This window comes from Streptomyces sp. CNH189 (genome assembly GCF_000527195.1).
The window spans coordinates 72,580-93,853 of record NZ_AZUS01000010.1 but is presented as its reverse complement, the minus strand read 5'-3'; the positions used below and the strand labels follow the sequence as shown (position 1 = coordinate 93,853).

Sequence of the window (21,274 nt, the reverse complement as noted above, 5' to 3'; positions counted from 1 at the left end):
GACACCGACCATGCGCCGCGCACTGATCGTCGTAGACGTGCAGAACGACTTCTGCGAGGGGGGCAGCCTCGCCGTCACCGGCGGCGCCGACGTGGCCGCCGCCGTCACCGAGCTGATCGGCCAGGCCGCCCCGGCCGGGTACCGGCACGTGGTCGCCACCCGCGACCACCACGTCGACCCCGGCGGGCACTTCGCCGACCACCCCGACTTCGTGCACTCCTGGCCCGCCCACTGCGTGGCCGGCACGGAGGGCGTCGGGTTCCACCCGAACTTCGCGCCCGCCGTCACCTCCGGGGCGGTCGACGCCGTCTTCGACAAGGGGGCGTACGCGGCGGCCTACAGCGGCTTCGAGGGCACCGACGAGAACGGCACCCCGCTCGCCCGGTGGCTGCGGGAGCGGGAGATCGACGAGGTGGACGTCGTGGGCATCGCCACGGACCACTGTGTGCGGGCCACCGCCCTGGACGCGGTGCGCGAGGGCTTCCGCACCCAGGTGCTGCTCGACCTCACCGCGGGTGTCGCCCGCGGGACGACGGAGCGTGCGCTGGAGGAGCTGCGGCAGGCGGGTGTGGAGCTGTCGGGCAAGCCGGTGGTGCAGTGACCTCGGGCGGTGCGGTTCCGCCGGCCCGCCGCTGACGTCCGCCGGCCTCCCGGGCCCGCCGGGGCCGGTCAGGCGCGGGCGGCCGGGGGTCTGAGCAGGGCCCGGATCGGGTGCCAGAGCTCCAGCGGGAGCACTCCCCCGGCCGGCGCCGTGCGCCATATCAGGCCGTCGGGATGGTGCAGGACCGCGGTGATCTCGTCGGGGGTGGGCGGCGCGGTGTTGCCGCGCAGGTAGACCGCCCGCAGGCCCAGGTTACGCAGCCTGGTCAGGGCGCGCGCCCGGTTGTGGGCGTGGACCAGCACCCGCACCCCGGACGGTGCGTCGGCGGCGGGGCTGGGCAGGTTCAGCGCCACCACCACCGTGCCGTTGGGCAGCTTGCAGAAACCTCCTGCGGCCATGCGGTCATACCCCCGTGTCACCAGGTGTCAATAAGAGAGCCACAGGAGGCACCTAAACACGGATCGGCGGTGACCCGCCAGGGGGTCACCGCCGATCATGTGCTGACCTGCGAGAACGCTACTTACCGGCCCGCAGGGCCCACCTCGAGCTCGATCGTGGAGCCGTCCTTGGGCTCCTTGGTGATCTTGATCTTGGTGTTGGTGTCAGTGACCTGGACACTGCCGGTCGGGTTCGCCGGGTCCCAGTAGGTGTTCTTGCGGTCGTTGAAGACCGACACACCCTTCGAGCCCGGGACGTACTTGGCGACGTCCGCCTTGTGCAGCGTGATCGCGTCCGTGCGGAACGTGCTGAACGGGGAGTCGTAGGCCTGGATGCGGTTGCGCATCAGGGTGCCGTCCGCCCACTTCAGCGCGGTCGGGTGGGAGTCGATCGGGAGGATCAGACCCTTGCCCGGGTGCTGGCTGGTGTTGTTGTCCAGCTGGGAGGTGTCCCACTTCCAGATCAGCAGACCGTTCTGGTACGCGTAGTGCTCCACCCAGTCCGGACGGGCCGTGTAGCCGAAGTTGTACGGGCCGACCTCGAGGGTCTTGTCGTACGACTCGTACTGCCGGTTCTCGGCGATGTAGTACTGCTCGTAGTCGTTGGTGAACGACGCGCCGATGCGGGAGAAGCCGGTGGCCTTCCAGGCGGCGTCGGCGGTCTCGGCGTTGTCCGAGAACACCGCGGCGCCGTCCGCCGTCACCGTGATCACGTCGGCCGTGAAGCCCTTCTGGGCCACGCCGCCGTCGGTCTGGTAGCGGAAGCGCAGGTCGATCTTCTGGCCGGCGTACGCGTCCAGGGAGTACGCGAACTTCTTGTAGCCGTCGATCGTGCCGTGCAGGGCGGGCTTGTCGCTGCCGTCGCGCGGGATCTGCTGGCCGTCCACCGTGCCGTCGACGGCGGTCCAGTTGGCGCCGCCGTCGGTCGACACCTCGGTGTAGAGGTAGTCGTAGTTGGCCTCGATGTCGTACCAGCCGTCGAAGGTCAGCTCGGCGGAGGACTTGCCGGTCAGGTCGACCGTGCGGCTCAGGGTGTTCTTGAGGTCGTCACCGCTGCCGCTCCACCACTGGGTCTGGCCCTCGGACGGCGTGACGACCTCGGTGGTGACGGCCTTCTTCGGCAGCGTCACGACCAGGGCCTGCTTGTGCTTGGTGTTGTACTCCGCGAGGCCGAGCTTGTGCCAGGAGCTGACCCCGGCCTTGGCCACGTCGTAGTTCAGCCAGCCGAGCTGCAGCTTGTCCCAGGCGGTCATGTCGCCGGGCAGGTCGCCGATCTCCTTCTTCCCGGTGCCGAGCCAGGAACCGGAGGACATCAGGGTCCAGAAACCGGTGGAGTTCTCGCCGCCCGCGGTGTCGTAGAGGTCCGGCAGACCGAGGTCGTGGCCGTACTCGTGGGCGAAGACGCCGAGTCCGCCGTTCTCCGGCTGGATGGTGTAGTCGCCGACCCAGATGCCGGTGGAGCCGATCTGCGTGCCGCCGAGCTTGTTCTCCTCGGGGCCGGTGGCGCCGGCGTCGGTGCCGAAGGCGTACCAGCGGTGGGCCCAGATCGCGTCCTCGCCCTGGACGCCGCCGCCGGCGGACTCGTCCTCACCGGCGTGCACGATCTGGAAGTGGTCGATGTAGCCGTCCGGCTCGTTGAAGTCGCCGTCGCCGTCGAAGTCGTAGCGGTCCCACTCGTCGAAGCGGGCCGCGTCGGCCTTGATCTGGGCGTCGGTGCGGCCGGCCGCCTTCTGCTGGGCGACCCAGGCGTTCAGACCGTCGCTGACGACGTTCCACACGCTCGGGCAGGTGCTGTCGCCGCAGTAGTTGGAGCCGTAACGGGCCTCGTTGTAGGGGACCTTGACCCAGTCGGAGACCTCACCGTCGACCGAGTAGCGGCCCGAGGACTGCTTCTCGTAGTAGGTCTTGACCGAGTCGACGCCCTTGCCGGACCCGAAGTAGATGTCCTCGAAGTGCTGCTGGTTGTAGTCCGCCTGCCATGCGGTGGAGTTGTCCACCTTGCGGTCCGGCTTGGCGATCTGGTTGTGCAGCGGGCCGGGGGTGCCGCCGTAGCGGCTGTCTATCTGGTCGCCGAACTCGACCAGGATGGTGAAGATCTTGTCGGTCTTCTCCCGGCCCAGCTCGACGTACTTGGTGTCGCCCTTCTTGCTCTTGAGGCCGACGACCTTCGAGCCCGCGCGGTTCTTGACCGACGTCTTGCCGGACAGGACCTGGTTGAGGGCCTCCTCGCGCTGGGCCGCCTGCGTCTTGGAGAGCGGTCCCTCGAGGTCGTGCTCGACGTGGTTGTGCGACGCCGGGTCCTGGCGGTCCACGGCGCTCGGCCGGTCGGCCGCGTCGGCCGTGTCGGCCTGGGCCGTGGTGAACGCAGAGCAGGTGGCGGTGGCCGCCGCGAGGGCCACGCCTATCGCGGCCGCTCTGAACGTCCAGGGTCTACTGGTCACTTGAGATCCCCTCCCGCGTTCGTACGCGCGGATGAAGGAGGTTCCGTCAGGGAAGGTCCCGCGCGCACGTGATCAACGCGTGTAGTCAAGTGACGTCATTTGACTAGAGGTTCGCCAGAAAAAACAGACCTTGACTTGAACAGATCAAACGCGTTATGCGGAGCCGGGGTCCGTTTTCCGGACACTTCCGTGCGAAACCCCGGCGGGCGCGTCCGGCCGGCCGTGTGCGGGGCGGCATGAATCCGTGCGCCCCCTGTGCACCGGCCCTGTAGGTCAGGTCACGCTTACTGTCCGTTCCCCTCGGGCACGCTCGCGGTTAGAGTCGCTTGGCGGCACGCCGTTCAAGCCGGTGGAAAGCCAGGCCGACAGCCCCCGACTTCCGAGGACACGATGGCCATGCCCCGTCCGACTGTCGCTCAGTTCGCTTACGGCACGTGCGCCGTGATCCTGTCGACCTTCGCCCTGCTGCTGCTGTCCGGGACGACTTCCGCCGCGGCCGTCGCGGTGATCGCCGTCGCGGCGCTCGCCCTGGGACTGGTGGTGGCCACCAGAGTCCCGGTCCCCGCCGCCCGGCGGCCCGTCGCCGTGGTCCCGCCCGCGACGCCTGCGCCGGTACGGGCCACGGTGCCCTCGCCGGCCCGCGAGCAGGTGCGTGAGCCGGTCCACGAGCGCGCCGCGTCCTGACGTCCCGTCCGCGCGGGACCGGGCGGTGACCCCGGTCCCGTGCCAGGTCGCCCTCTCACGCGTCACCGGGTCGAGACCACCACGGTCCTGGCCGCCTTGTCGTGCAGCCCCTGCTTGTAGGGCCGGTCGAAGAAGCTCCAGCCGCCCGCGATCGCGGTCCACACACAGGCGCAGCAGAAGGCGAACGGCAGCCACAGCACGGCGGCGCGGATCAGAGCGGTCTGCACGGAGGGGTTGTTGCCGTCGGAGAGGTTGGCGACCCGCATGCCGAGCCACTTCTTGCCGAGGGTGCGGCCGAAGCGGACGGCCATGAAGGTGTCGTAGGCGATGTAGAGGACGGCGGCGATCACCGACTGGGCGAAGCCGTTGCCGACGTTGACCCGCTCACCGTCGAAGTTGTACTCGCTGACCCCGACGGGCCAGGTGAGCAGCCAGACCACGATGCCGACGAGGATCAGGTCGATGATGCGGGCGAGCGTGCGGCGGGCGCTGTCGGCGAGCGGGGGCATGCCGGCCAGCGGGTCGCCGCCCGGCGCGCCGCCGTAGGGGCCGCTGCCGTAGGGGCCGCCCCCGGGAGGGCCTCCCCCGTAGGGGCCTCCGCCTCCCCCGCCGTAGGAACCGCCGCCGCCGTAGGGGTCGCCACCCTGGGGGCCGCCCGCGCCCTCGTACGGGCCGCTGCCGCCCTGCCCCGGCGGGGGCGCGCCGCCGGGGGTGTCGTACAGGGAGCCGGAGCCCGGGCCGGGGGCGCCCGGCGGGGGCTGTTTCCTGAACGGGTCCTCGTCCGGCGGGGGCTGTTTCCTGAACGGGTCCTCGTCCGGCGGCTGCTGACCGGAGCCGTGGGGCGGTTCGGTGGTCATGCCCCGAGTCGACCCCGAACCCCGCGGCCCCGCATCCGGCGAGCCGCCGTCCGGAGTACCGGGGGCCGGGGGCCCGACGGCCCGTCAGGCGGCGGCGACGAACGTGTGCGCGGCCTTGTCGTGCCAGCACTGGCGCCACGGCTTGTCGAACAGGCCCCACAGCACACCGACGACCCCGACCACGAGCAGCCCGGGCACGCTGTAGACGAGCCAGCGCCGCAGGGCCGCGCCGAACTCCGGCGCGTCGTGCCCCTCGATGTCCCGCACCTCCAGGCCCGTCAGCCGTTTGCCCAGCGTGCGGCCCCACTTGACGGTGGGCAGCACCTCGAGCAGCACCCCGGCGAGCAGCAGGACGGCGAGGACGATGCCGAGGTGCACCGAGGTGGTGCCGTCGATCAGCCAGACGGTGACGGTCTCGCCGGAGAGCTTGGCCGCCTCGATCTTGGCGTCGATGTGGTCCATGGCCTTCAGGCCGAGCGGCACGGCGGCCACGGCGGTGACGGCGCCGAGGACGACGGTGTCCAGCAGCCGGGCGGCCAGCCGCCGGCCCAGCGAGGCGGGGCGGGCCGCGGCCTGCCGGCGGGCGGCGGCCTGGAAGACGTCGTCGACCGGCGGCTTCCACGGCGCGACCGGCTCCGGCTCCTGGGTGCCCGCGAGGCGGTGCACCTGCTGCGGCCAGGAGGACTGGCCACCCCCCTGACCGGCCGTGAGCGGCGCGGCGGCGGCCGGGGCGGCAGGGGAAGCGGGGGCGGGCGCGGCCGGGGCGGCGGGCGCGGTGGCCTGCGGGGGGACGGGCGGGGCGGTGGCCTGCCGCGGTCCGGACGGTGCCGGGGCGGCGGGCGGGGACGCGGCGGCACGCGCGGCAGCCGCCTTGCCGGCGGCGAAGCCGGGCCGCCCGGGGGCCGCACCCGCGCCCTGCTCCCCGGCGCGGGGTGTGACCGCGCGGAAGGTCATGGTGCCCTCGTCGGCGGACGGCGCCGCGCCGCCGGAGGTGATCGGCGGCTGTGCCGGGCCCGTCGGTCTGCGGAACACGAAGGTCCCGCCGCCGGCCTGCGGACCGTCCGAGGCGGGCTCGGCGTCGGCCGGGCCGCCCTGTGCGGCGGCGGGGCCGCTCCGGCCGGCGGCCGCGGCGGCCGTCCCGCCCGCGGCCCCGGTGGCCGGGGTGTGCGGGACCCGGGGGTCGGCGCCCCAGGAGACCTTGCGGTCCGGGTCGCCCCCGAAGCCGGTCTGGCGCGCGGGGTCGGCGCCCCAGGCCGTGGCGGGTTCGGGCCGGCTGCCGTGCTGCGCGTCGGCCGGGGACGGTCCCGCGAGGGCGGGGCCGTCGTCCGGGTCCTCGTCGAAGAAGTGCGGGCCGGTCTCCTCCACGGACGGCGCGGCCGGGGCGGCGCCGGGCGGCGGGGCGAGCGACTCGCCGTCACCGGGCGCCGGACGGCTCGTGCCCGGTACCCATGAGGCACCGTTCCAGTACCGGACATATCCAGGAATGGACGGGTCCGGGTAGTACCCTTCGCGGGGCCTGTCGTCGCCGGGGGCCGGGGTTGGGGCGCTCATGTCCGTCGTCCCGTATCTGCTCGAGGGATGGGTCGGGGGGAACCACATCTATCAGACGGGCGGGGGCCGAACGGCCCGACCGACTGGACCCCACCCCTTTCGGGCACCTTCTCGTTCAGAAGAGCTTGCCCGGGTTCAGAATGTTCAGCGGATCGAAGGCGTGTTTGACCGCCCGCTGCATCTCCATGCTCACCGGGCCCACCTCCCGCGCCAGCCACTCCTTCTTCAGCACGCCGACGCCGTGCTCGCCGGTGATGGTGCCGCCGAGTTCGAGGCCGAGCGCCATGATCTCGTCGAAGGACTCCCGGGCCCGCCGCGACTCCTCCGGGTCGGAGGCGTCGAAGCAGACCGTCGGGTGGGTGTTGCCGTCGCCGGCGTGGGCCACGACACCGATGGTCAGCCGGTACTTCTCGGAGATCCGCTCGACGCCCTCGATCAGCTCGCCGAGCCGGGACCGGGGCACGCACACGTCGTCGATCATCGTGGTGCCCTTGACCGCCTCGAGCGCGACCAGGGACATCCGGCGGGCCTGGAGCAGCATCTCGGACTCGGCGGCGTCCTCGGCGGGGACGACCTGGGTGGCCCCGGCCTCCTCGCACAGCGCGCCGAGGGCGGCGAGGTCGGCGGCCGGGTCGGTGGTGTCGAAGGCGGCCAGCAGCAGCGCCTCGGTGGACTCCGGCAGACCCATGCGGGCCATGTCGTTGACGGCCCTGACCGTGGTGCGGTCCATGAGTTCGAGCAGGGACGGGACGTGTCCGGCGGCCATGACGCGGCACACCGCGTCACTGGCCGCGGCCCCGGAGGAGAACTCCGCGGCCAGCACCAGCTGCTCGGGCGGCCTGGGCCGCAGGGCGAGCACCGCGCGGACGACGACGCCGAGGGACCCCTCGGAGCCGACGAACAGCCGGGTCAGGTCGTAGCCGGCGACGCCCTTGACGGTGCGGCGGCCGGTGGACAGCAGCCGGCCGTCGGCGAGGACGACGTCCAGGCCCAGGACGTACTCGGCGGTCACGCCGTACTTCACGCAGCACAGGCCGCCCGAGGCGGTGCCGATGTTGCCGCCGATGGTGCACATCTCCCAGCTGGAGGGGTCCGGCGGGTAGGCGAGGCCGTGCTCGCCGACCGCGCGGGACAGCGTGGCGTTGACGACGCCCGGCTCCACGACGGCGATCCGGTCGACCGGGTCGATCTCCAGGATGCGGTCCATCCTGGTCAGGGAGAGCACCACGCAGCCGTCGGTGGCGTTGGCGGCGCCGGACAGGCCGGTGCGGGCGCCCTGCGGGACGACCGGAACCCGGAGCTCGGTGGCGGTGCGCATGACGTGCTGGACCTGCTCGACCGTGCGGGGCAGCACCACCACCGCGGGGCTGCCGGCCGGGCAGAAGCTCGCCATGTCGTGGGCGTACGAGGCCGTGACGTCCGGGTCGGTGAGGACGGCCTCCGGGGGGAGCCCGCCGAGCAGCCGGTCGACGAGAGGTCCGGCCGCCACCGTGTCTTCATCGCGTCGCGCTTCGATACGGCTCATGATCACAGCGTCGCACCCGGGGCCATCGGTGTGAACCCCGCGGAACCGGTCGCGCCCTCTCGGAGTGTGATGATCATACGTAAGTGACCTGTGACGCAGAGTGTGCGCCATGGACGACAAGGCACGTGCGCACCGCCGGCGGATCCGCCGCCGGGTGCTGCTCGCCTCGGCCGCCGGGGGCACCGCCCTGGCCGGGGTGCTGGTGACGTTGCCGTGGGGTGGACAGGCGCCTCCCGGGCCCACCCCGCAGGAACGGGCGCTGGCCGCGGTGACCAGCGGGGTGCCGGCCGCGCTGCCCGACCTGGAGGCGCTGGTCCGGGACCGTGAGCGGCGGGTGCGCGAACGGCCCCGGGACGCCCGCGCCTGGGCCGAACTCGGCGCGGCACGCGTGGAACAGGGGCTGCGACTGGCCGACCCGCGGTACTGGCCGCGGGCCGAGAAGGCCCTGCGCACCTCGCTCGACGTACGGAAGGACAACGCGCCGGCGCTGCGGGCCATGGCCGCGCTGGCCAACGCCCGCCGCGACCACGCGGGCGCCCGCACGTGGGGCGAGGCCGCGCGGAAGCTGGAGCCGGAGCGGTGGACGACGTACCCGCCGCTGATCGAGGCGTCCGCCGGACTCGGGGACGACGAGGAGACCGGCCGGCTGCTCGAGAAGCTCACCGCGCTGCGCTCGGGACCGGCCGTGATGGCCCGGGCGGCCGCCGTCTACCGGGACCGGGGCTGGCGGGAGGACGCGGCGGCGAAGCTCGTGGACGCCGCGTCGGCCGCCGGGGAGCCCGCCGAACGCGCGGCCTACCTGGAGCGGGCCGGGCAGCTCGCCTGGGAGCGCGGCGACCGGGAGGACGCGCTGCGCCACTTCCAGGAGGCGGTGCGCATCGATCCCGACCAGCGGGCGGCGCAGGCCGGGCAGGGCAGGGTGCTGGCGGCGCTGGGCCGGACCACGGAGGCGCTGAGCGCGTACCGGACGGCACTGGCGAAGCACCCGCGGCCCGAGTACGCGCTGGAGCTGGGCGAGCTCTACGAGTCGCTGGGGCTGAAGCCGGCCGCCGAGGTGCAGTACACATTGCTGCGGGAACGGGTCCGGCTGGCGTCCGCGCACGGCGGGGACGAGGAGCTGGTGCTGGGCCGGTTCGAGGCCGACCACGGCGACCCCGGGGCGGCGGTGCGGCGGCTGCGGGCGGAGTGGGAGCGGCAGCCGTCCACGGAGGTGGCGGACGCGCTGGGCTGGGCGCTGCACCGGGCCGGGGAGCACGAGGAGGCGCTGCCGTTCGCGGTGCGGGCCACGGAGGGGACGAAGGGCGGGGGCGTGCGCAGCGCGCTGTTCGCCTACCACCGCGGGGCCGTCGAGCGGGCGCTGGAGCGGTACGGGGCCGCGCGCCGCCACCTGACGGAGGCGCTGCGGATCAACCCCTGGTTCTCGCCGCTGCACGCGCCGCGGGCGAAGGAGGCGCTGGCCCGCCTGGGTGAGCCGTCCGTCCAGGCGGGCCCCGAGTCCTCCTGACCTGAGGGCGCGGTGCGCGGCGCGGTGCTACAGGTTGCCGCGCTTGGCCTGCTCGCGCTCGATGGCCTCGAACAGCGCCTTGAAGTTGCCCTTGCCGAAGCCCATGGAGCCGTGGCGCTCGATCATCTCGAAGAAGACCGTCGGGCGGTCCTGGACCGGCTTGGTGAAGATCTGCAGCAGGTAGCCGTCCTCGTCGCGGTCGACGAGGATCTTCAGCTCGCGCAGCGTCTCCACCGGCACCCGGGTCTCGCCCGCCCACTCGCCGAGGGTGTCGTAGTACGAGTCGGGGGTGTCCAGGAACTGCACACCGGCGGCGCGCATCTGGCGGACGGTATGCACGATGTCGTTGGTGTTCAGCGCGATGTGCTGGACGCCGGCGCCGCCGTAGAACTCCAGGTACTCGTCGATCTGGGACTTCTTCTTGGCGACGGCGGGCTCGTTGATCGGGAACTTGACCTTGAGCGTGCCATCGGCCACGACCTTCGACATCAGCGCGCTGTACTCGGTCGCGATGTCGTCGCCCACGAACTCCTTCATGTTCGTGAAGCCCATGACCTTGTTGTAGAACTCGACCCACTCGTTCATCCGGCCGAGCTCGACGTTGCCGACGCAGTGGTCGACGGCCTGGAAGGAGCGCTTGGCCGGCGGCTCGACGATCGGGTCGGCGGTGACGTAGCCGGGCAGGTAGGGGCCGTCGTAGCCGGTGCGCTCGACCAGGGTGTGCCGGGTCTTGCCGTAGGTGGCGATCGCGGCCAGCACGACGGTGCCGTGCTCGTCCTTCAGCTCGTACGGCTCGGCGACGGAGGTGGCGCCGTGCTCGATCGCGTAGGCGTACGCGGCGCGGGCGTCCGGGACCTCGATGGCGAGGTCGACCACACCGTCGCCGTGTGCGGCCACGTGGTCCTCGAGGAAGGAGCCCCACTCGGTGGAGCGCTTGATCACCGAGGTGAAGACGAAGCGGGCCGAGCCGCTCTCCAGCACGTAGGAGGCGGTCTCGCGGCTGCCGTTCTCCGGTCCGGAGTAGGCGACGAGCTGCATACCGAAGGCGGTGGAGTAGTAGTGCGCCGCCTGCTTGGCGTTGCCCACGGCGAAGACGACCGCGTCCATTCCCTTGACCGGGAAGGGGTCTGCCTGCCGTGCGGTGTCGGGAGCGGTGTGTGTGGTCTGCGTCATAGGGGCAGAGTGGAACAGCCCTGCAAGGTGCGCAATAGTTCGTCCATTCACTGGGCAATACGTTCAGCCGTACGCCCGTATCGGCGGGCTTTCTGTACAGGATGACCACTGGGGAGAGCGGTATGGCGATCGATCATCTGGACGGGCGGATCATCGTGCTGCTGGCGCGTGAGCCGCGCATCGGGGTGCTGGAGATGTCCCGCCGGCTGGGGGTGGCGCGCGGGACGGTGCAGGCCCGTCTGGACCGGCTTCAGTCGAACGGAGTCATCCGCGGATTCGGTCCGCAGGTGGACCCCGCGGCCCTCGGCTACCCGGTCACCGCGTTCGCGACGCTGCAGATCAGACAGGGTCAAGGTGCCGACGTACGGGCCCACTTGGCGACCGTGCCGGAGGTCCTGGAGCTGCACACCACCACCGGCACGGGGGACATGCAGTGCCGGCTGGTGGCCCGCTCCAACGCCGATCTCCAGCGGGTGATCGACCGCGTCGTCGGTTTTGATGGCATCGTCCGGGCGTCCACGGCGATCGTCATGGAGAACCCCGTTCCGCTGCGGATCATCCCGCTGGTGGAGCAGGCCGCGCTCGGCGAGTGACCGGACCTGGCCGAGCTGGGGGTGAGCGGATGTGAACTTCTGGGAGTACCTGGAGAGCCGGCACCAGCAACTGCTCACCGACGCCTACCAGCACGCCAGCGTGGTCTTCCAGTGCATGGTGGTGGCGACCGCCCTCGGCGTGCTGATCGGCATCGTCACCTATCGCAGCGAGTGGGCGGGAAACCTCGCCACGACCGTCACGGCGACGCTGCTGACCGTCCCGGCGCTGGCCATGATCGGCCTGCTCATCCCGATCGTGGGACTGGGCGTGGCGCCGACCGTGATCGCGCTGACCCTGTACGGGCTGCTGCCCATCGTGCGGAACGCGATCGTGGGTCTGCGCGGGGTCGATCCGGCGCTGGTGGACGCGGCCACGGGCATCGGCATGTCGCGGCTGTCCCGGCTGGTGCGGGTGGAGCTGCCGCTGGCCTGGCCGCCGATCCTGACCGGCATCCGGGTCTCCACACAGATGCTGATGGGCATCGCGGCCATCGCCGCCTTCGCCTCCGGGCCCGGCCTCGGCAACCTGATCTTCCGCGGGATCGCCTCCCTCGGCAGCAAGAACGCGCTGAACCAGGTGCTCGCCGGCACCCTCGGGATCGTCGTCCTGGCCCTGCTGTTCGACGCCGCCTACGTCCTGATCGGACGGCTGACCATCTCCAGGGGGATCCGTGCCGGAGCCTGAGACGTCCGAGGCCGGGCCCCGGTCGGTGGGGGCGCCCATCGAGCTGGAGGGCCTCACCAAGCGCTACCCGGGCAGCCGGCAGCCCGCCGTCGACAACGTCACCATGGACATCAAGGCGGGCGAGACGGTGGTGTTCGTCGGCCCCTCGGGGTGCGGGAAGTCCACCACGCTGAAGATGATCAACCGGCTGATCGAGCCCACGGGCGGCCGCATCCGCATCGGCGGCGAGGACGTCACCGACATGGACCCGGTGAAGCTGCGCCGCACCATCGGCTACGCGATCCAGGCGAGCGGGCTGTTCCCGCACATGACCGTGGCGCAGAACATCGCCCTGGTGCCGAAGATGCTGCGCTGGCCGGGCGCGCGGGTGCGGGACCGGATCGAGGAGATGCTGGACCTGGTCGGGCTGGACCCCGGCGAGTTCCACGACCGCTATCCGCGCCAGCTCTCCGGCGGCCAGCAGCAGCGCGTGGGCGTGGCGCGGGCGCTGGCGGCGGACCCGCCGGTGCTGCTGATGGACGAGCCGTTCGGCGCGGTCGACCCGATCACCCGGGACCACCTCCAGGACGAGCTGATCCGGCTCCAGCGGGACCTGCACAAGACGATCGTCTTCGTCACCCACGACTTCGACGAGGCGATCAAGATCGGCGACCGGATCGCGGTGCTGCGCGAACGCTCCCACATCGCGCAGTTCGACACCCCGGAGGCGATCCTCACCACCCCGGCCGACGACTTCGTCTCCGGGTTCGTCGGCGCGGGGGCGGCCCTGAAGCGGCTCAACCTCACCCGGGTCGGCGACGTGGCGATCACCGACTACCCGACGGCCGGCGTCGACGACCCGCTCGAGGAGATCCTCGTCCGGCTGCGGTCCGGCGGCACCGACGAGGTGCTGGTGCTCGACCAGCGGGGCCGCCCCTACAAGTGGCTGCGGCGCGGAGACATCATGCGCGCCAAGGGCTCGCTGGCCCGCGCGGGCGTGCTGGTGCAGGACACGGTGACCCGGGACGCGACCCTGCGGGACGCGCTGGAGGCGGTGCTCACCGACAACACGGGCCGGGTCGCGGTGACCGGACGGCGCGGCGCGTACGAGGGCGTCGTGGACGTGGAGACGCTGATGAACTCGGTGCACGAACTGCTGGAGGCCGACCGGTTGGAGGCGCGGGAGGCGCAGGCCGGCCTGGAGGAGCAGCGGGCCGCGCAGACGCACGCCGAGCAGGAGGGCGCCGCGGGCCCCGGAGGGGAGCCGCAGGCGTGAGGACCTCCGAGGGGCGGACGAGCGACGGCGACACCCTCCCGGGGGAGGGCGGCGGGCCGTCCGGCGAGGAGGCCGCTCCCCCGCCCCGGCCGGCCGTGGCGCCCTCCCGGGTGACCTGGCAGAAGCTGACGTTCCTGCCGGTGGCGCTGATCGCGGTGCTGCTGGCGACCTGGCTGTGGTTCGAGCAGGCCGATCTGGACGCCCTCACCCGGAACGCGCTGTCGGACGGGCGGGTGTCCCAGGCGCTGTGGCAGCACATCGAGCTGACCGTGATCTCGACGTTCTTCGTCCTGATCATCGCCATCCCGCTGGGCATCCTGCTGACCCGGCGCGGCTTCAGCAGGGCCACGCCGGTCGCGATGACGTTCGCCAACACGGGGCAGGCCACCCCGGCGATCGGCCTGCTGGCGCTGCTGGTGATCTGGCTGGGCATCGGCCGCCGGGCCGCCTTGATCGGCATCATCGCCTACGCCGTGCTGCCGGTGCTGTCCAACACCATCGCCGGCCTGCGGGCCAACGACCCGACGCTGCTGGAGGCGGCGCGCGGCATCGGCATGTCCCCGTTCGGGGTGCTCACCCGGGTCGAGCTGCCGCTGGCCGTGCCACTGATCCTCGCCGGGGTGCGCACCGCCCTGGTGCTCAACGTCGGCACCGCGACGCTCGCGACCTTCGGCGGGGGCGGCGGGCTGGGCGTGCTCATCACCACCGGAATCACCAGTCAGCGCATGCCGGTGCTGGTGATCGGGTCGGTCCTCACCGTCGCGCTCGCGCTGCTGGTGGACTGGCTGGCCTCGCTGGCGGAGCTGCTGCTGCGGCCGCGCGGGCTGGAGGCGGGACCGTGAGGGGGCGGGCAGGGATGCGGTCGGGCATGCGGCTGAGGATGCGGTCGGGGGGCGTCCCGGGGCGGCGCCCACAGGTGTCCTGGCGGCTGTCGTCGGGGGTGCCCTCGCGGACGTCGCCGCAGATGTCGTCGCGGGTGACCTCACGGATGTCGTCGCGGGTGCGTCCGCTGGTGGCCGGGGTGCTGCTCGCGGTGGTCGCGGGCTGCGGTCTGACCAGCGGGTCGCCCATGGTCGACGACGTGGAGCCGGGCACGGTCGGCCGGGGTGAGCCGCTGGAGGGCGCGAAACTCACCGTCACCTCCAAGGAGTTCACCGAGCAGCTGATCCTCGGCGCGATCATGGGCATCGCCTTCCAGGCGGCCGGCGCGGAGGTGATCGACCGCACCGGCATCCAGGGCTCGGTCGGCTCGCGGGAGGCGGTCGTCAAGGGCGAGGCGGACGCCGGCTTCGAGTACACGGGCACGGGGTGGATCACGTACCTGGGCAACACCAGGCCGATCCCCGACCCGCGCGAGCAGTGGCTGGCGGTGCGGGAGGCGGACGCGAAGAACGGGGTGACCTGGCTGGAGCCGTCGGAGCTGAACAACACCTACGCCCTGGCCATGAACCAGGCCAACTACGAGCGGTACGGCACCCGCACCCTCTCGGAGGTGGCGGAGCTCGCCGAGTCCGACCCGGGCGCGGTGACGCTGTGCGTGGAGGGCGAGTTCGCCAACCGCGCCGACGGACTGCCGGGCCTGGAGAAGGCGTACGGGATGAGCATTCCGGCGGGGAACGTCACGCAGATGGACACCGGCATCATCTACACCCAGGCGGCCAAGGGCGCCTGCACCTACGGCGAGGTCTTCACCACCGACGGGCGGATCAAGTCCATGAACCTGGTGGTGATGGAGGACGACGAGAAGTTCTTCCCCAACTACAACGCGGCCCCGACGGTCAACAGCGAGACGCTGAAGAAGTGGCCGGCGATCGCCGGGGTGCTGGCCCCGGTCACCGAGAAGCTGGACAACACCGTGGCGCAGACCCTCAACGCCCGCGTCGACGTCGACGGGGAGGACCCCCACCAGGTGGCGCTGGACTGGATGGTGGCGGAGGGCTTCGTCAAGGAGAAGTAGCGGGCGGCCGGGTCAGCAGCTCGGGACCTCGCCGGTGCCCTTCTCCAGCGCGACCAGTGCGTCGACCGCGCCCTTGAGGGTGGTGACGGGGACCAGCCGCAGGCCCTCGGGCAGCTCCGACCGTGCCTCGGAGCACTCGTCCTTCGGGACCAGGAAGACGGTGGCGCCGTCCCGCCGGGCGGCCTGCGTCTTCAGCGGCACACCGCCGACCGCGCCGACCTTGCCCGCCGCGTCGATGGTGCCGGTGCCCGCGATCACCCGGCCGCCGGTGAGGTCGCCGCCGCTGCCGTCGCCGTCCAGCTTGTCGACGATGCCGAGGGAGAACAGCAGCCCGGCGCTGGGGCCGCCGACGTCGGCGAGCTTCAGGGTGACGTCGATGCCCTCGTTCTGCCGGCCCAGGAACGTCAGCGCGGCTTGGGTGGCCTCGTCCTGGGACTCCTTCATCTGCTTCTGGTTGAACTCCTCGATCTCCTTGACGTCGTCCCCGCTGGGGTAGACGGCGTCGCGGGGCATGACCGCCTCGTCGCCGCTGAACCAGCTGTCGATCACCTGGGGGAGGTTCACCCGGGTGTCGGGCGAGGTCGCCTCGATCGTCGTCATCCGCAGCTGCCCGGTGGTCTTCCGCGCGGGTGCGCCGGAGATCGTGATGACCTGCCGGCCCTTGTTGTCGCCGAGCACGTCGGCCGTCAGCCCGGGCTGCGCCACGGAGAAGGGCAGCGGCGCGAGCACGGCGGTGGCCAGCAGCGCTACGGCCGGGGCGGCGCAGACGGCCAGGGCTTGGGGACGTGTGAGGCGAGAGAGCACGGAGCCAATCTAACGCGACGGGGGACGAGCCCCGCCGGGGTGCCCGCGGGGCCGCTCACGGAAGCCGGCCCGGCCGGGTCCGCGCCCGCGGATCAGCTCAGGGCTTCCGCGACCTCCCGGGCGGCCTCCATCACGCGGGCACCGACCCGCTCCGGCACGACGTCCGCCAGCATGACCACGCCCACGCTGCCCTCGACGCCCGTCACACCCACCAGCGGCGCGGCGGCCCCGCACGCGCCTGCCTCCAGCTCGCCCTGCGTCAGCGTGTAGCCGGGGTCGCCGGGTGTCTTCCGCCGGGCGGCGAGTATCGCCTTGCCCGCGGCCCCGCGGTCCAGGGGGTGCCGGAAGCCCGCCCGGTACGCCACGTGGTAGTCCGTCCACGACGGCTCCACCACCGCGACCGCCAGGGCCTCGGCGCCGTCGACCAGGGTCAGGTGGGCGGTCGCGCCGATGTCGTCCGCCAACGACCGCAGCGCCGGCATCGCCGCCTCCCGCACCAGCGGGTGCACCTGCCGTCCCAGCCGCAGCACGCCCAGCCCGACGCGGGCCCGTCCGCCGAGGTCGCGGCGGACCAGTGCGTGCTGTTCCAGCGTGGCGAGCAACCGGTACACCACGGTCCGGTTGACGCCCAGTTTGTGGGACAGCTCGGTGACGGTCAGCCCGTGATCGGTGTCGGCGAGCAGCTTCAGAACCCGTAGGCCCCTGTCGAGCGTCTGAGAGGTCTCCGCGGTCACGACGCCCACTCCTTCAGTGGTGAGGTCGACGGCCCTCGCGCGGATGCGTCACCGAGTCCCGTCGGTCACGCGCGTCAGAGGCCGCCGATCGGCCGGCGGCCCGGTCGGCTCCCGGGCACTGTCGCTTCACGGCTGCGCTCCGCGGCGGCGCTGCCACGGGGCGTGTGCGTAGCCGGACAGTAGCGAGCCGGTTCGCTGAGCGGAAGTCTCCGTCCAGAATCCGGTCACCACGTCAACAAAGTGGTCACTTTTGTCCCGGAACGCACGCCGGGTGACCGGTACCCCACGCGGACCGACCGGCGGTGTGCGCCAGTTGACGGCCCTTACGGGGTGCGGGCGGGCGCCTCAGCGCATGCGGGTGGCCCACTCCTGCACCTTGGCGATCCGCTGGCGCAGCTGCCCCGCGGTCGCCTCGGCGGACGGCGGGCCGCCGCACACCCGGCGCAGTTCGGTGTGGACGACGCCGTGCGGCTTGCCGCTCTGGTGGACGTACGCGCCGACCAGGGAGTTGAGCTTCTTGCGCAGCTCCATCATCTCCTTGTGGGAGACCACGGGCCGTCGCTCGGCGGGCAGTTCGAGCAGGTCGGCCTCCTCGGCCGGCTTCTTCCTGCTGTGCGCGATCTGCCGGGCCTGCCGCTTCTGCAGCAGCAACTGCACCTGGTCGGGCTCCAGCAGGCCCGGGATGCCGAGGTAGTCCTGCTCCTCCTCGCTGCCGGGGTGGGCCTGCATGCCGAACTCGGCGCCGTTGTACATGACCCGGTCGAAGACGGCGTCGGACTCCAGCGCCTCGAAGGGAAGCATGTCCTGCTCGCCGGTGTCCTCGTCCTGCTCGCGGTTCGCCTCCTCCATCTCCTTCTCGGACTCGGCGTAGGGGTCCTCCTCGCCCTCTTTCTTCGGCTTGTCGAGGACGTGGTCGCGCTCGCGCTCCATCTCGTTGGCGAAGGAGAGGAGGTCCGGCACGGTCGGCAGGAACACCGACGCGGTCTCGCCGCGCCGCCTGGACCGCACGAAACGGCCGACGGCCTGGGCGAAGAACAGCGGGGTGGAGATGGTCGTGGCGTACACGCCGACCGCGAGGCGGGGCACGTCGACGCCCTCGGACACCATACGGACGGCGACCATCCAGCGGTCGTCGCTCTGGCTGAAGTCGTCGATCCGCTGGGACGCGCCGCTGTCGTCGGAGAGGACGAGCGTGGCCTTGTGGCCGGTGATGTCCCGGATCAGCTTGGCGTAGGCGCGGGCGGACTCCTGGTCGGAGGCGATGACAAGGGCGCCGGCGTCGGGAATCGCCTTGCGCACCTCGGTGAGCCGCTGGTCCGCCGCGCGTAGCACGGACGGCATCCACTCGCCGCGCGGGTCGAGGGCGGTGCGCCAGGCCTGGCTGATCGCGTCCTTGGTCATGGGCTCGCCGAGCCGGGCGGCGATCTCGTCGCCGGCCTTGGTGCGCCAGCGCATGTTGCCGCTGTACGACATGAAGATCACGGGCCGCACGACGTTGTCGGCGAGCGCGGAGCCGTACCCGTAGGTGTAGTCGGCGGACGACCGGCGGATCCCGTCGTCGCCCTCCTCGTACGTCACGAACGGGATGGGGTTGGTGTCCGAGCGGAACGGCGTACCGGTCAGCGCGAGCCGGCGGGTGGCCGGCTCGAACGCCTCCAGGCACGCCTCGCCCCACGACTTGGAGTCACCGGCGTGGTGGATCTCGTCGAGGATGACGAGCGTCTTGCGCTGCTCGACGCGGTTGCGGTGCAGCATGGGGCGCACGCCGACACCGGCGTACGTGACGGCGACGCCGTCGTACTCCCGGCCGAGCGGGCCCGCGCTGTACTCCGGGTCGAGCTTGATGCCTATCCGCGCGGCGGCCTCGGCCCACTGCTTCTTCAGGTGCTCGGTGGGCGCGACGACGGTCACCTGCTGCACGACGTGGTGGTGCAGCAGCCAGGACGCCAGCGTCAGCGCGAACGTGGTCTTGCCGGCGCCGGGGGTGGCGACCGCGAGGAAGTCACGGGGCTGAGCCTGGATGTACTTGTCCATCGCCCCCTGCTGCCAGGCGCGCAGCTTGCCGGCGGTGCCCCAGGGGGCACGTCCGGGGAAGGCCGGGGACAGGTGGTGCGAGGCGGTGCCGGCGGTGGTAGTCACGATCTCCGGGAGGGGGGTCGGGCGGCTCTGGTGCGTGGGACGACCGGGCCACCCTACCGACGGCCCGGTGGTGCACCCGCCGCTTGAGGCCTGCGTCGCCCGGAGGTGGGACCCACGTCACAGTCATCGCGCGAAGCGCGGCAACTCGGACGCGATCTTGGGCACGTCCAATGCTCCCTGGCAGACGTCCAGCACGAACCGCTCGGCCTCGTCCACGTCGAATCCCGGATCGAGCCGGTGTCCGTTCATGTGCAGGAAGACCCACGTCGCATACCAGGCGAGACGCTTGTTGCCGTCGACGAGCGCGTGGTTGCGGGCAAGGGACTCCATCAGGGCTGCGGCTTTCTGCCACACGTCCGGATACGCGTCCTGGCCGAACACGCTCGACTGCGGGCGCGCCAGCGCCGAGTCCAGCAGTCCGTAGTCGCGCACCGCCTCCTCCCCGAGCCGCTTCGCGAGGTTCAGCAGCTCGGACAAGGTGAGGTAGTGCATCAGGCGAGCCTCCGGTTCAGCTCCGCGCTCGCCTTCAGCACATGGTCGGCCGCCTCGTTGAACAGCCGCGAATGCTCGTTTATGGCCGCCATCACAGCATCGTGCGCGAAAGCCTGCATGCTGCGTCCTTCCGCAGCGGCGCGCTCACGCAGGGCGTCGAGCTCGTCATCCGTGAACCGCAGGTTCAGTCCAGCCATGACCCGACGGTACTACGTGGTACCGCCCGGTGTCACACCTTGCCGTCAGGAGTGGGCCGTACCCGGGTCGCCACCCAGACACCCACCAGGGCCACTACCGCCATCGGGAGGAAGACCGCGGCGAAGGCGGCCGGGTGGGAGCCGGTGGCCTGGGTCGCCGCGTGGCTGACGGTGCCTCCGCCGAGGGCGGCGAAGGCGGCGCCGCCGATGGCCAGCAGGAGGACGTTGGACAGGCCGTCGGAGATCTGCAGGGCGGCGGAGTTGGTACCGGCCTCCTCGGGCGCGGAGAGCTGGAGCAGCAGGACGCTGGTGGAGGAGATCACCAGGCCCATGCCGAAGCAGCCGAAGGCCCAGGCGACCGCCAGCGTCCAGGCGGGCACGGCGTGGATCAGCACGCTCGGCGCCGCCGCGACGGCGAAGGCGACCAGCAGCATCCCGAGGGTCATCAGCCGTTCCCGGTGCTGCTCCAGGCGGGGCCGGGACTGCACCCAGGAGCCCAGCGCCCAGGTGCCGCCGCCCGCCGCGAGGGAGAAGCCGGCCATCGTGGGGCTGAGTCCGCGCTGGGTGACCAGCATCAGCGGGACGAAGGACTCCGCCGCGATGAACGACCCGGCGGCGACACCGCGCAGCAGCACCACCGAGGGCAGGCCGCGCGCCGCCCGCCAGGTGCCGTGCGGGAGCAGGCCGAGGACGGCCGGGACCAGCAGGACCACGCCCAGCGCGCCCGGCAGCAGGGACAGCCATCGCAGGTCCTGGGCGGCGTACTGGAGCAGGCCGGCGCCGAAGGAGATGGCGAGGGCCAGCCGGATGCGGCGGCCGTCGAAGGAGGCAGGCGCCTCCTTGCCCTCCCCGACCGGGCCGGTCGCGAGGCGCCGTATCTGGGGCAGCGCGAGGGCCAGCGGAAGCGTGACGAGCACCGGTATGCCGAGGAAGACCCAGCGCCAGCCGAGGTGCTCGGTCACCGCGCCGGACGCGAGCGGGCCGACGATGGAGGGGACGACCCAGCTGGCCGCGAACGCCGCCATGATCGCCGGCCGCAGCCGCTCCGGGTAGGCGCGCCCCACGACGACGTACAGCGCGACGATCACCAGGCCGCCGCCGAGGCCCTGCACGGCCCGCCCGAGGATGAACATCCACATCGCGCCCGCGGTCCCGGCGAGCAGCAGCCCGGCCGCGAACGAGGCGATGCCCCAGGTCAGCGGCGCGAGCGGGCCCCGCCGGTCGGACCACTGGCCGGACAGCACCATGCCGAAGAGGCTGGTGGTGAAGTACCCCGAGAACGCGAACGCGTAGAGCGAGACCCCGTCCAGCTCGCGCGCGGCGACCGGCATGGCGGTGCCCACGGCTGTCGCCTCGAAGGCGATCAGCAGCACCACGGAGACGACCCCGATGCTCAGCGCGCGGTAGGTGCGGCTGAGGACGGTGTCGTCGGGGGCGAGGGCCGGGGCGGCACCTGCGGGCTCGGCGACACCGGTGTCGCGGGGGTTCGGGGTGGTCATGCCCGCCAGAGTAAGGTCCACGCCCCGCTTTGACCCCTGTCGGGGGTCGGTAACCGGACCGGGACCTTGGTCGTAGGACCTCGCCGCCGAGTGTGAACGGCACATGGCAGTCGCGTTGCACACCCCGCTGTTCCCTTGAGCACCGT

General features: G+C 72.2%; 20 protein-coding genes. 8 read left to right on the top strand and 12 right to left on the bottom strand.

Annotated features, from left to right (window positions below; all coding sequences use genetic code 11):
• The first annotated feature begins 10 nt into the window (after positions 1-10).
• Positions 11-601, top strand: coding sequence for a nicotinamidase (locus B100_RS0115645; protein WP_024885382.1), 591 nt, complete (start codon positions 11-13; stop codon positions 599-601).
• A gap of 68 nt (positions 602-669) precedes the next feature.
• On the opposite strand, the gene B100_RS0115640 is transcribed toward B100_RS0115645, so the two are convergent.
• Together B100_RS0115640 and B100_RS0115635 are read right to left on the bottom strand one after the other, a co-directional pair.
• Positions 670-999: a hypothetical protein gene (locus B100_RS0115640; RefSeq protein WP_024885381.1), complete on the bottom strand. Its 330-nt coding sequence runs from the start codon at positions 997-999 to the stop codon at positions 670-672.
• Between the two features lie 122 nt (positions 1,000-1,121).
• On the bottom strand, positions 1,122-3,479 hold the full coding sequence (locus B100_RS0115635; RefSeq protein WP_024885380.1) for an immune inhibitor A domain-containing protein: 2,358 nt from the start codon (positions 3,477-3,479) through the stop codon (positions 1,122-1,124).
• Between the two features lie 390 nt (positions 3,480-3,869).
• On the opposite strand from B100_RS0115635, the gene B100_RS0115630 reads away from it, so the two are divergent.
• A complete protein-coding gene (locus tag B100_RS0115630) occupies positions 3,870-4,163 on the top strand; it encodes a hypothetical protein (RefSeq protein WP_024885379.1) in 294 nt (97 codons plus the stop codon).
• Between the two features lie 62 nt (positions 4,164-4,225).
• On the opposite strand, the gene B100_RS0115625 is transcribed toward B100_RS0115630, so the two are convergent.
• The 3 genes from B100_RS0115625 to B100_RS0115615 form a co-directional block, all read right to left on the bottom strand.
• The gene (locus B100_RS0115625; protein WP_024885378.1) at positions 4,226-5,020 is read right to left on the bottom strand and encodes an RDD family protein; all 795 of its coding nucleotides are present in this window, start codon (positions 5,018-5,020) and stop codon (positions 4,226-4,228) included.
• Positions 5,021-5,104: 84 nt separating this feature from the next.
• Positions 5,105-6,571: an RDD family protein gene (locus B100_RS0115620; RefSeq protein WP_024885377.1), complete on the bottom strand. Its 1,467-nt coding sequence runs from the start codon at positions 6,569-6,571 to the stop codon at positions 5,105-5,107.
• 115 nt (positions 6,572-6,686) lie between these two features.
• The gene (locus B100_RS0115615) at positions 6,687-8,102 is read right to left on the bottom strand and encodes an FAD-linked oxidase C-terminal domain-containing protein (protein WP_024885376.1); all 1,416 of its coding nucleotides are present in this window, start codon (positions 8,100-8,102) and stop codon (positions 6,687-6,689) included.
• Between the two features lie 103 nt (positions 8,103-8,205).
• On the opposite strand from B100_RS0115615, the gene B100_RS0115610 reads away from it, so the two are divergent.
• Entirely contained in the window at positions 8,206-9,600 is a 1,395-nt protein-coding gene (locus B100_RS0115610) for a tetratricopeptide repeat protein (RefSeq protein ID WP_024885375.1), read from the top strand.
• 27 nt (positions 9,601-9,627) lie between these two features.
• On the opposite strand, the gene hppD is transcribed toward B100_RS0115610, so the two are convergent.
• Positions 9,628-10,773 carry a 4-hydroxyphenylpyruvate dioxygenase gene (gene hppD, locus B100_RS0115605; protein WP_024885374.1) on the bottom strand — a complete coding sequence of 382 codons (1,146 nt, stop codon included), beginning with the start codon at positions 10,771-10,773 and terminating at the stop codon, positions 9,628-9,630.
• Between the two features lie 122 nt (positions 10,774-10,895).
• On the opposite strand from hppD, the gene B100_RS0115600 reads away from it, so the two are divergent.
• The 5 genes from B100_RS0115600 (at position 10,896) to B100_RS0115580 (ending at position 15,263) form a co-directional block, all read left to right on the top strand.
• Positions 10,896-11,366 (top strand): Lrp/AsnC family transcriptional regulator, encoded by a 471-nt coding sequence (locus B100_RS0115600; protein ID WP_024885373.1) that lies wholly within the window; start codon positions 10,896-10,898, stop codon positions 11,364-11,366.
• A 31-nt stretch (positions 11,367-11,397) separates the two neighbouring features.
• The gene (locus B100_RS0115595) at positions 11,398-12,051 is read left to right on the top strand and encodes an ABC transporter permease (RefSeq protein ID WP_024885372.1); all 654 of its coding nucleotides are present in this window, start codon (positions 11,398-11,400) and stop codon (positions 12,049-12,051) included.
• Positions 12,038-13,306: an ABC transporter ATP-binding protein gene (locus B100_RS0115590; RefSeq protein ID WP_024885371.1), complete on the top strand. Its 1,269-nt coding sequence runs from the start codon at positions 12,038-12,040 to the stop codon at positions 13,304-13,306. The genes B100_RS0115595 and B100_RS0115590 overlap by 14 nt, the downstream gene beginning before the upstream one ends.
• Positions 13,303-14,148 (top strand): ABC transporter permease, encoded by an 846-nt coding sequence (locus B100_RS0115585; protein WP_024885370.1) that lies wholly within the window; start codon positions 13,303-13,305, stop codon positions 14,146-14,148. Before B100_RS0115590 ends, B100_RS0115585 begins: the two co-directional genes overlap by 4 nt.
• A 146-nt stretch (positions 14,149-14,294) precedes the next feature.
• Positions 14,295-15,263: a glycine betaine ABC transporter substrate-binding protein gene (locus tag B100_RS0115580; RefSeq protein WP_024885369.1), complete on the top strand. Its 969-nt coding sequence runs from the start codon at positions 14,295-14,297 to the stop codon at positions 15,261-15,263.
• Positions 15,264-15,275: 12 nt separating this feature from the next.
• Here B100_RS0115580 and B100_RS0115575 read toward each other — a convergent pair whose 3' ends face one another.
• The 6 genes from B100_RS0115575 to B100_RS0115550 form a co-directional block, all read right to left on the bottom strand.
• Positions 15,276-16,067: a S16 family serine protease gene (locus B100_RS0115575; RefSeq protein ID WP_024885368.1), complete on the bottom strand. Its 792-nt coding sequence runs from the start codon at positions 16,065-16,067 to the stop codon at positions 15,276-15,278.
• Positions 16,068-16,159: 92 nt separating this feature from the next.
• A complete protein-coding gene (locus B100_RS0115570; RefSeq protein ID WP_024885367.1) occupies positions 16,160-16,801 on the bottom strand; it encodes a helix-turn-helix domain-containing protein in 642 nt (213 codons plus the stop codon).
• 345 nt (positions 16,802-17,146) lie between these two features.
• Complete coding sequence (locus tag B100_RS0115565) at positions 17,147-18,940, bottom strand: DEAD/DEAH box helicase (protein WP_024885366.1); 1,794 nt, start codon at positions 18,938-18,940, stop codon at positions 17,147-17,149.
• A 123-nt stretch (positions 18,941-19,063) separates the two neighbouring features.
• On the bottom strand, positions 19,064-19,432 hold the full coding sequence (locus B100_RS0115560; protein WP_024885365.1) for a Fic family protein: 369 nt from the start codon (positions 19,430-19,432) through the stop codon (positions 19,064-19,066).
• On the bottom strand, positions 19,432-19,629 hold the full coding sequence (locus B100_RS0115555; protein ID WP_024885364.1) for a hypothetical protein: 198 nt from the start codon (positions 19,627-19,629) through the stop codon (positions 19,432-19,434). The genes B100_RS0115560 and B100_RS0115555 overlap by 1 nt, the downstream gene beginning before the upstream one ends.
• 32 nt (positions 19,630-19,661) lie before the next feature.
• Positions 19,662-21,128 carry an MFS transporter gene (locus tag B100_RS0115550; RefSeq protein WP_024885363.1) on the bottom strand — a complete coding sequence of 489 codons (1,467 nt, stop codon included), beginning with the start codon at positions 21,126-21,128 and terminating at the stop codon, positions 19,662-19,664.
• Positions 21,129-21,274: the final 146 nt, after the last annotated feature.

Bases quoted from the DNA above. Each gene is read 5' to 3' on its own strand.
- B100_RS0115560 (WP_024885365.1), bottom strand. From the start codon at position 19,432: ATGCACTACCTCACCTTGTCCGAGCTGCTGAACCTCGCGAAGCGGCTC.
- B100_RS0115620 (WP_024885377.1), bottom strand. From the start codon at position 6,571: ATGAGCGCCCCAACCCCGGCCCCCGGCGACGACAGGCCCCGCGAAGGG.
- B100_RS0115550 (WP_024885363.1), bottom strand. From the start codon at position 21,128: ATGACCACCCCGAACCCCCGCGACACCGGTGTCGCCGAGCCCGCAGGT.
- B100_RS0115580 (WP_024885369.1), top strand. From the start codon at position 14,295: ATGTCGTCGCGGGTGCGTCCGCTGGTGGCCGGGGTGCTGCTCGCGGTG.
- hppD (WP_024885374.1), bottom strand. From the start codon at position 10,773: ATGACGCAGACCACACACACCGCTCCCGACACCGCACGGCAGGCAGAC.
- B100_RS0115625 (WP_024885378.1), bottom strand. From the start codon at position 5,020: ATGACCACCGAACCGCCCCACGGCTCCGGTCAGCAGCCGCCGGACGAG.
- B100_RS0115630 (WP_024885379.1), top strand. From the start codon at position 3,870: ATGGCCATGCCCCGTCCGACTGTCGCTCAGTTCGCTTACGGCACGTGC.
- B100_RS0115555 (WP_024885364.1), bottom strand. From the start codon at position 19,629: ATGGCTGGACTGAACCTGCGGTTCACGGATGACGAGCTCGACGCCCTG.
- B100_RS0115610 (WP_024885375.1), top strand. From the start codon at position 8,206: ATGGACGACAAGGCACGTGCGCACCGCCGGCGGATCCGCCGCCGGGTG.
- B100_RS0115640 (WP_024885381.1), bottom strand. From the start codon at position 999: ATGGCCGCAGGAGGTTTCTGCAAGCTGCCCAACGGCACGGTGGTGGTG.
- B100_RS0115645 (WP_024885382.1), top strand. From the start codon at position 11: ATGCGCCGCGCACTGATCGTCGTAGACGTGCAGAACGACTTCTGCGAG.
- B100_RS0115600 (WP_024885373.1), top strand. From the start codon at position 10,896: ATGGCGATCGATCATCTGGACGGGCGGATCATCGTGCTGCTGGCGCGT.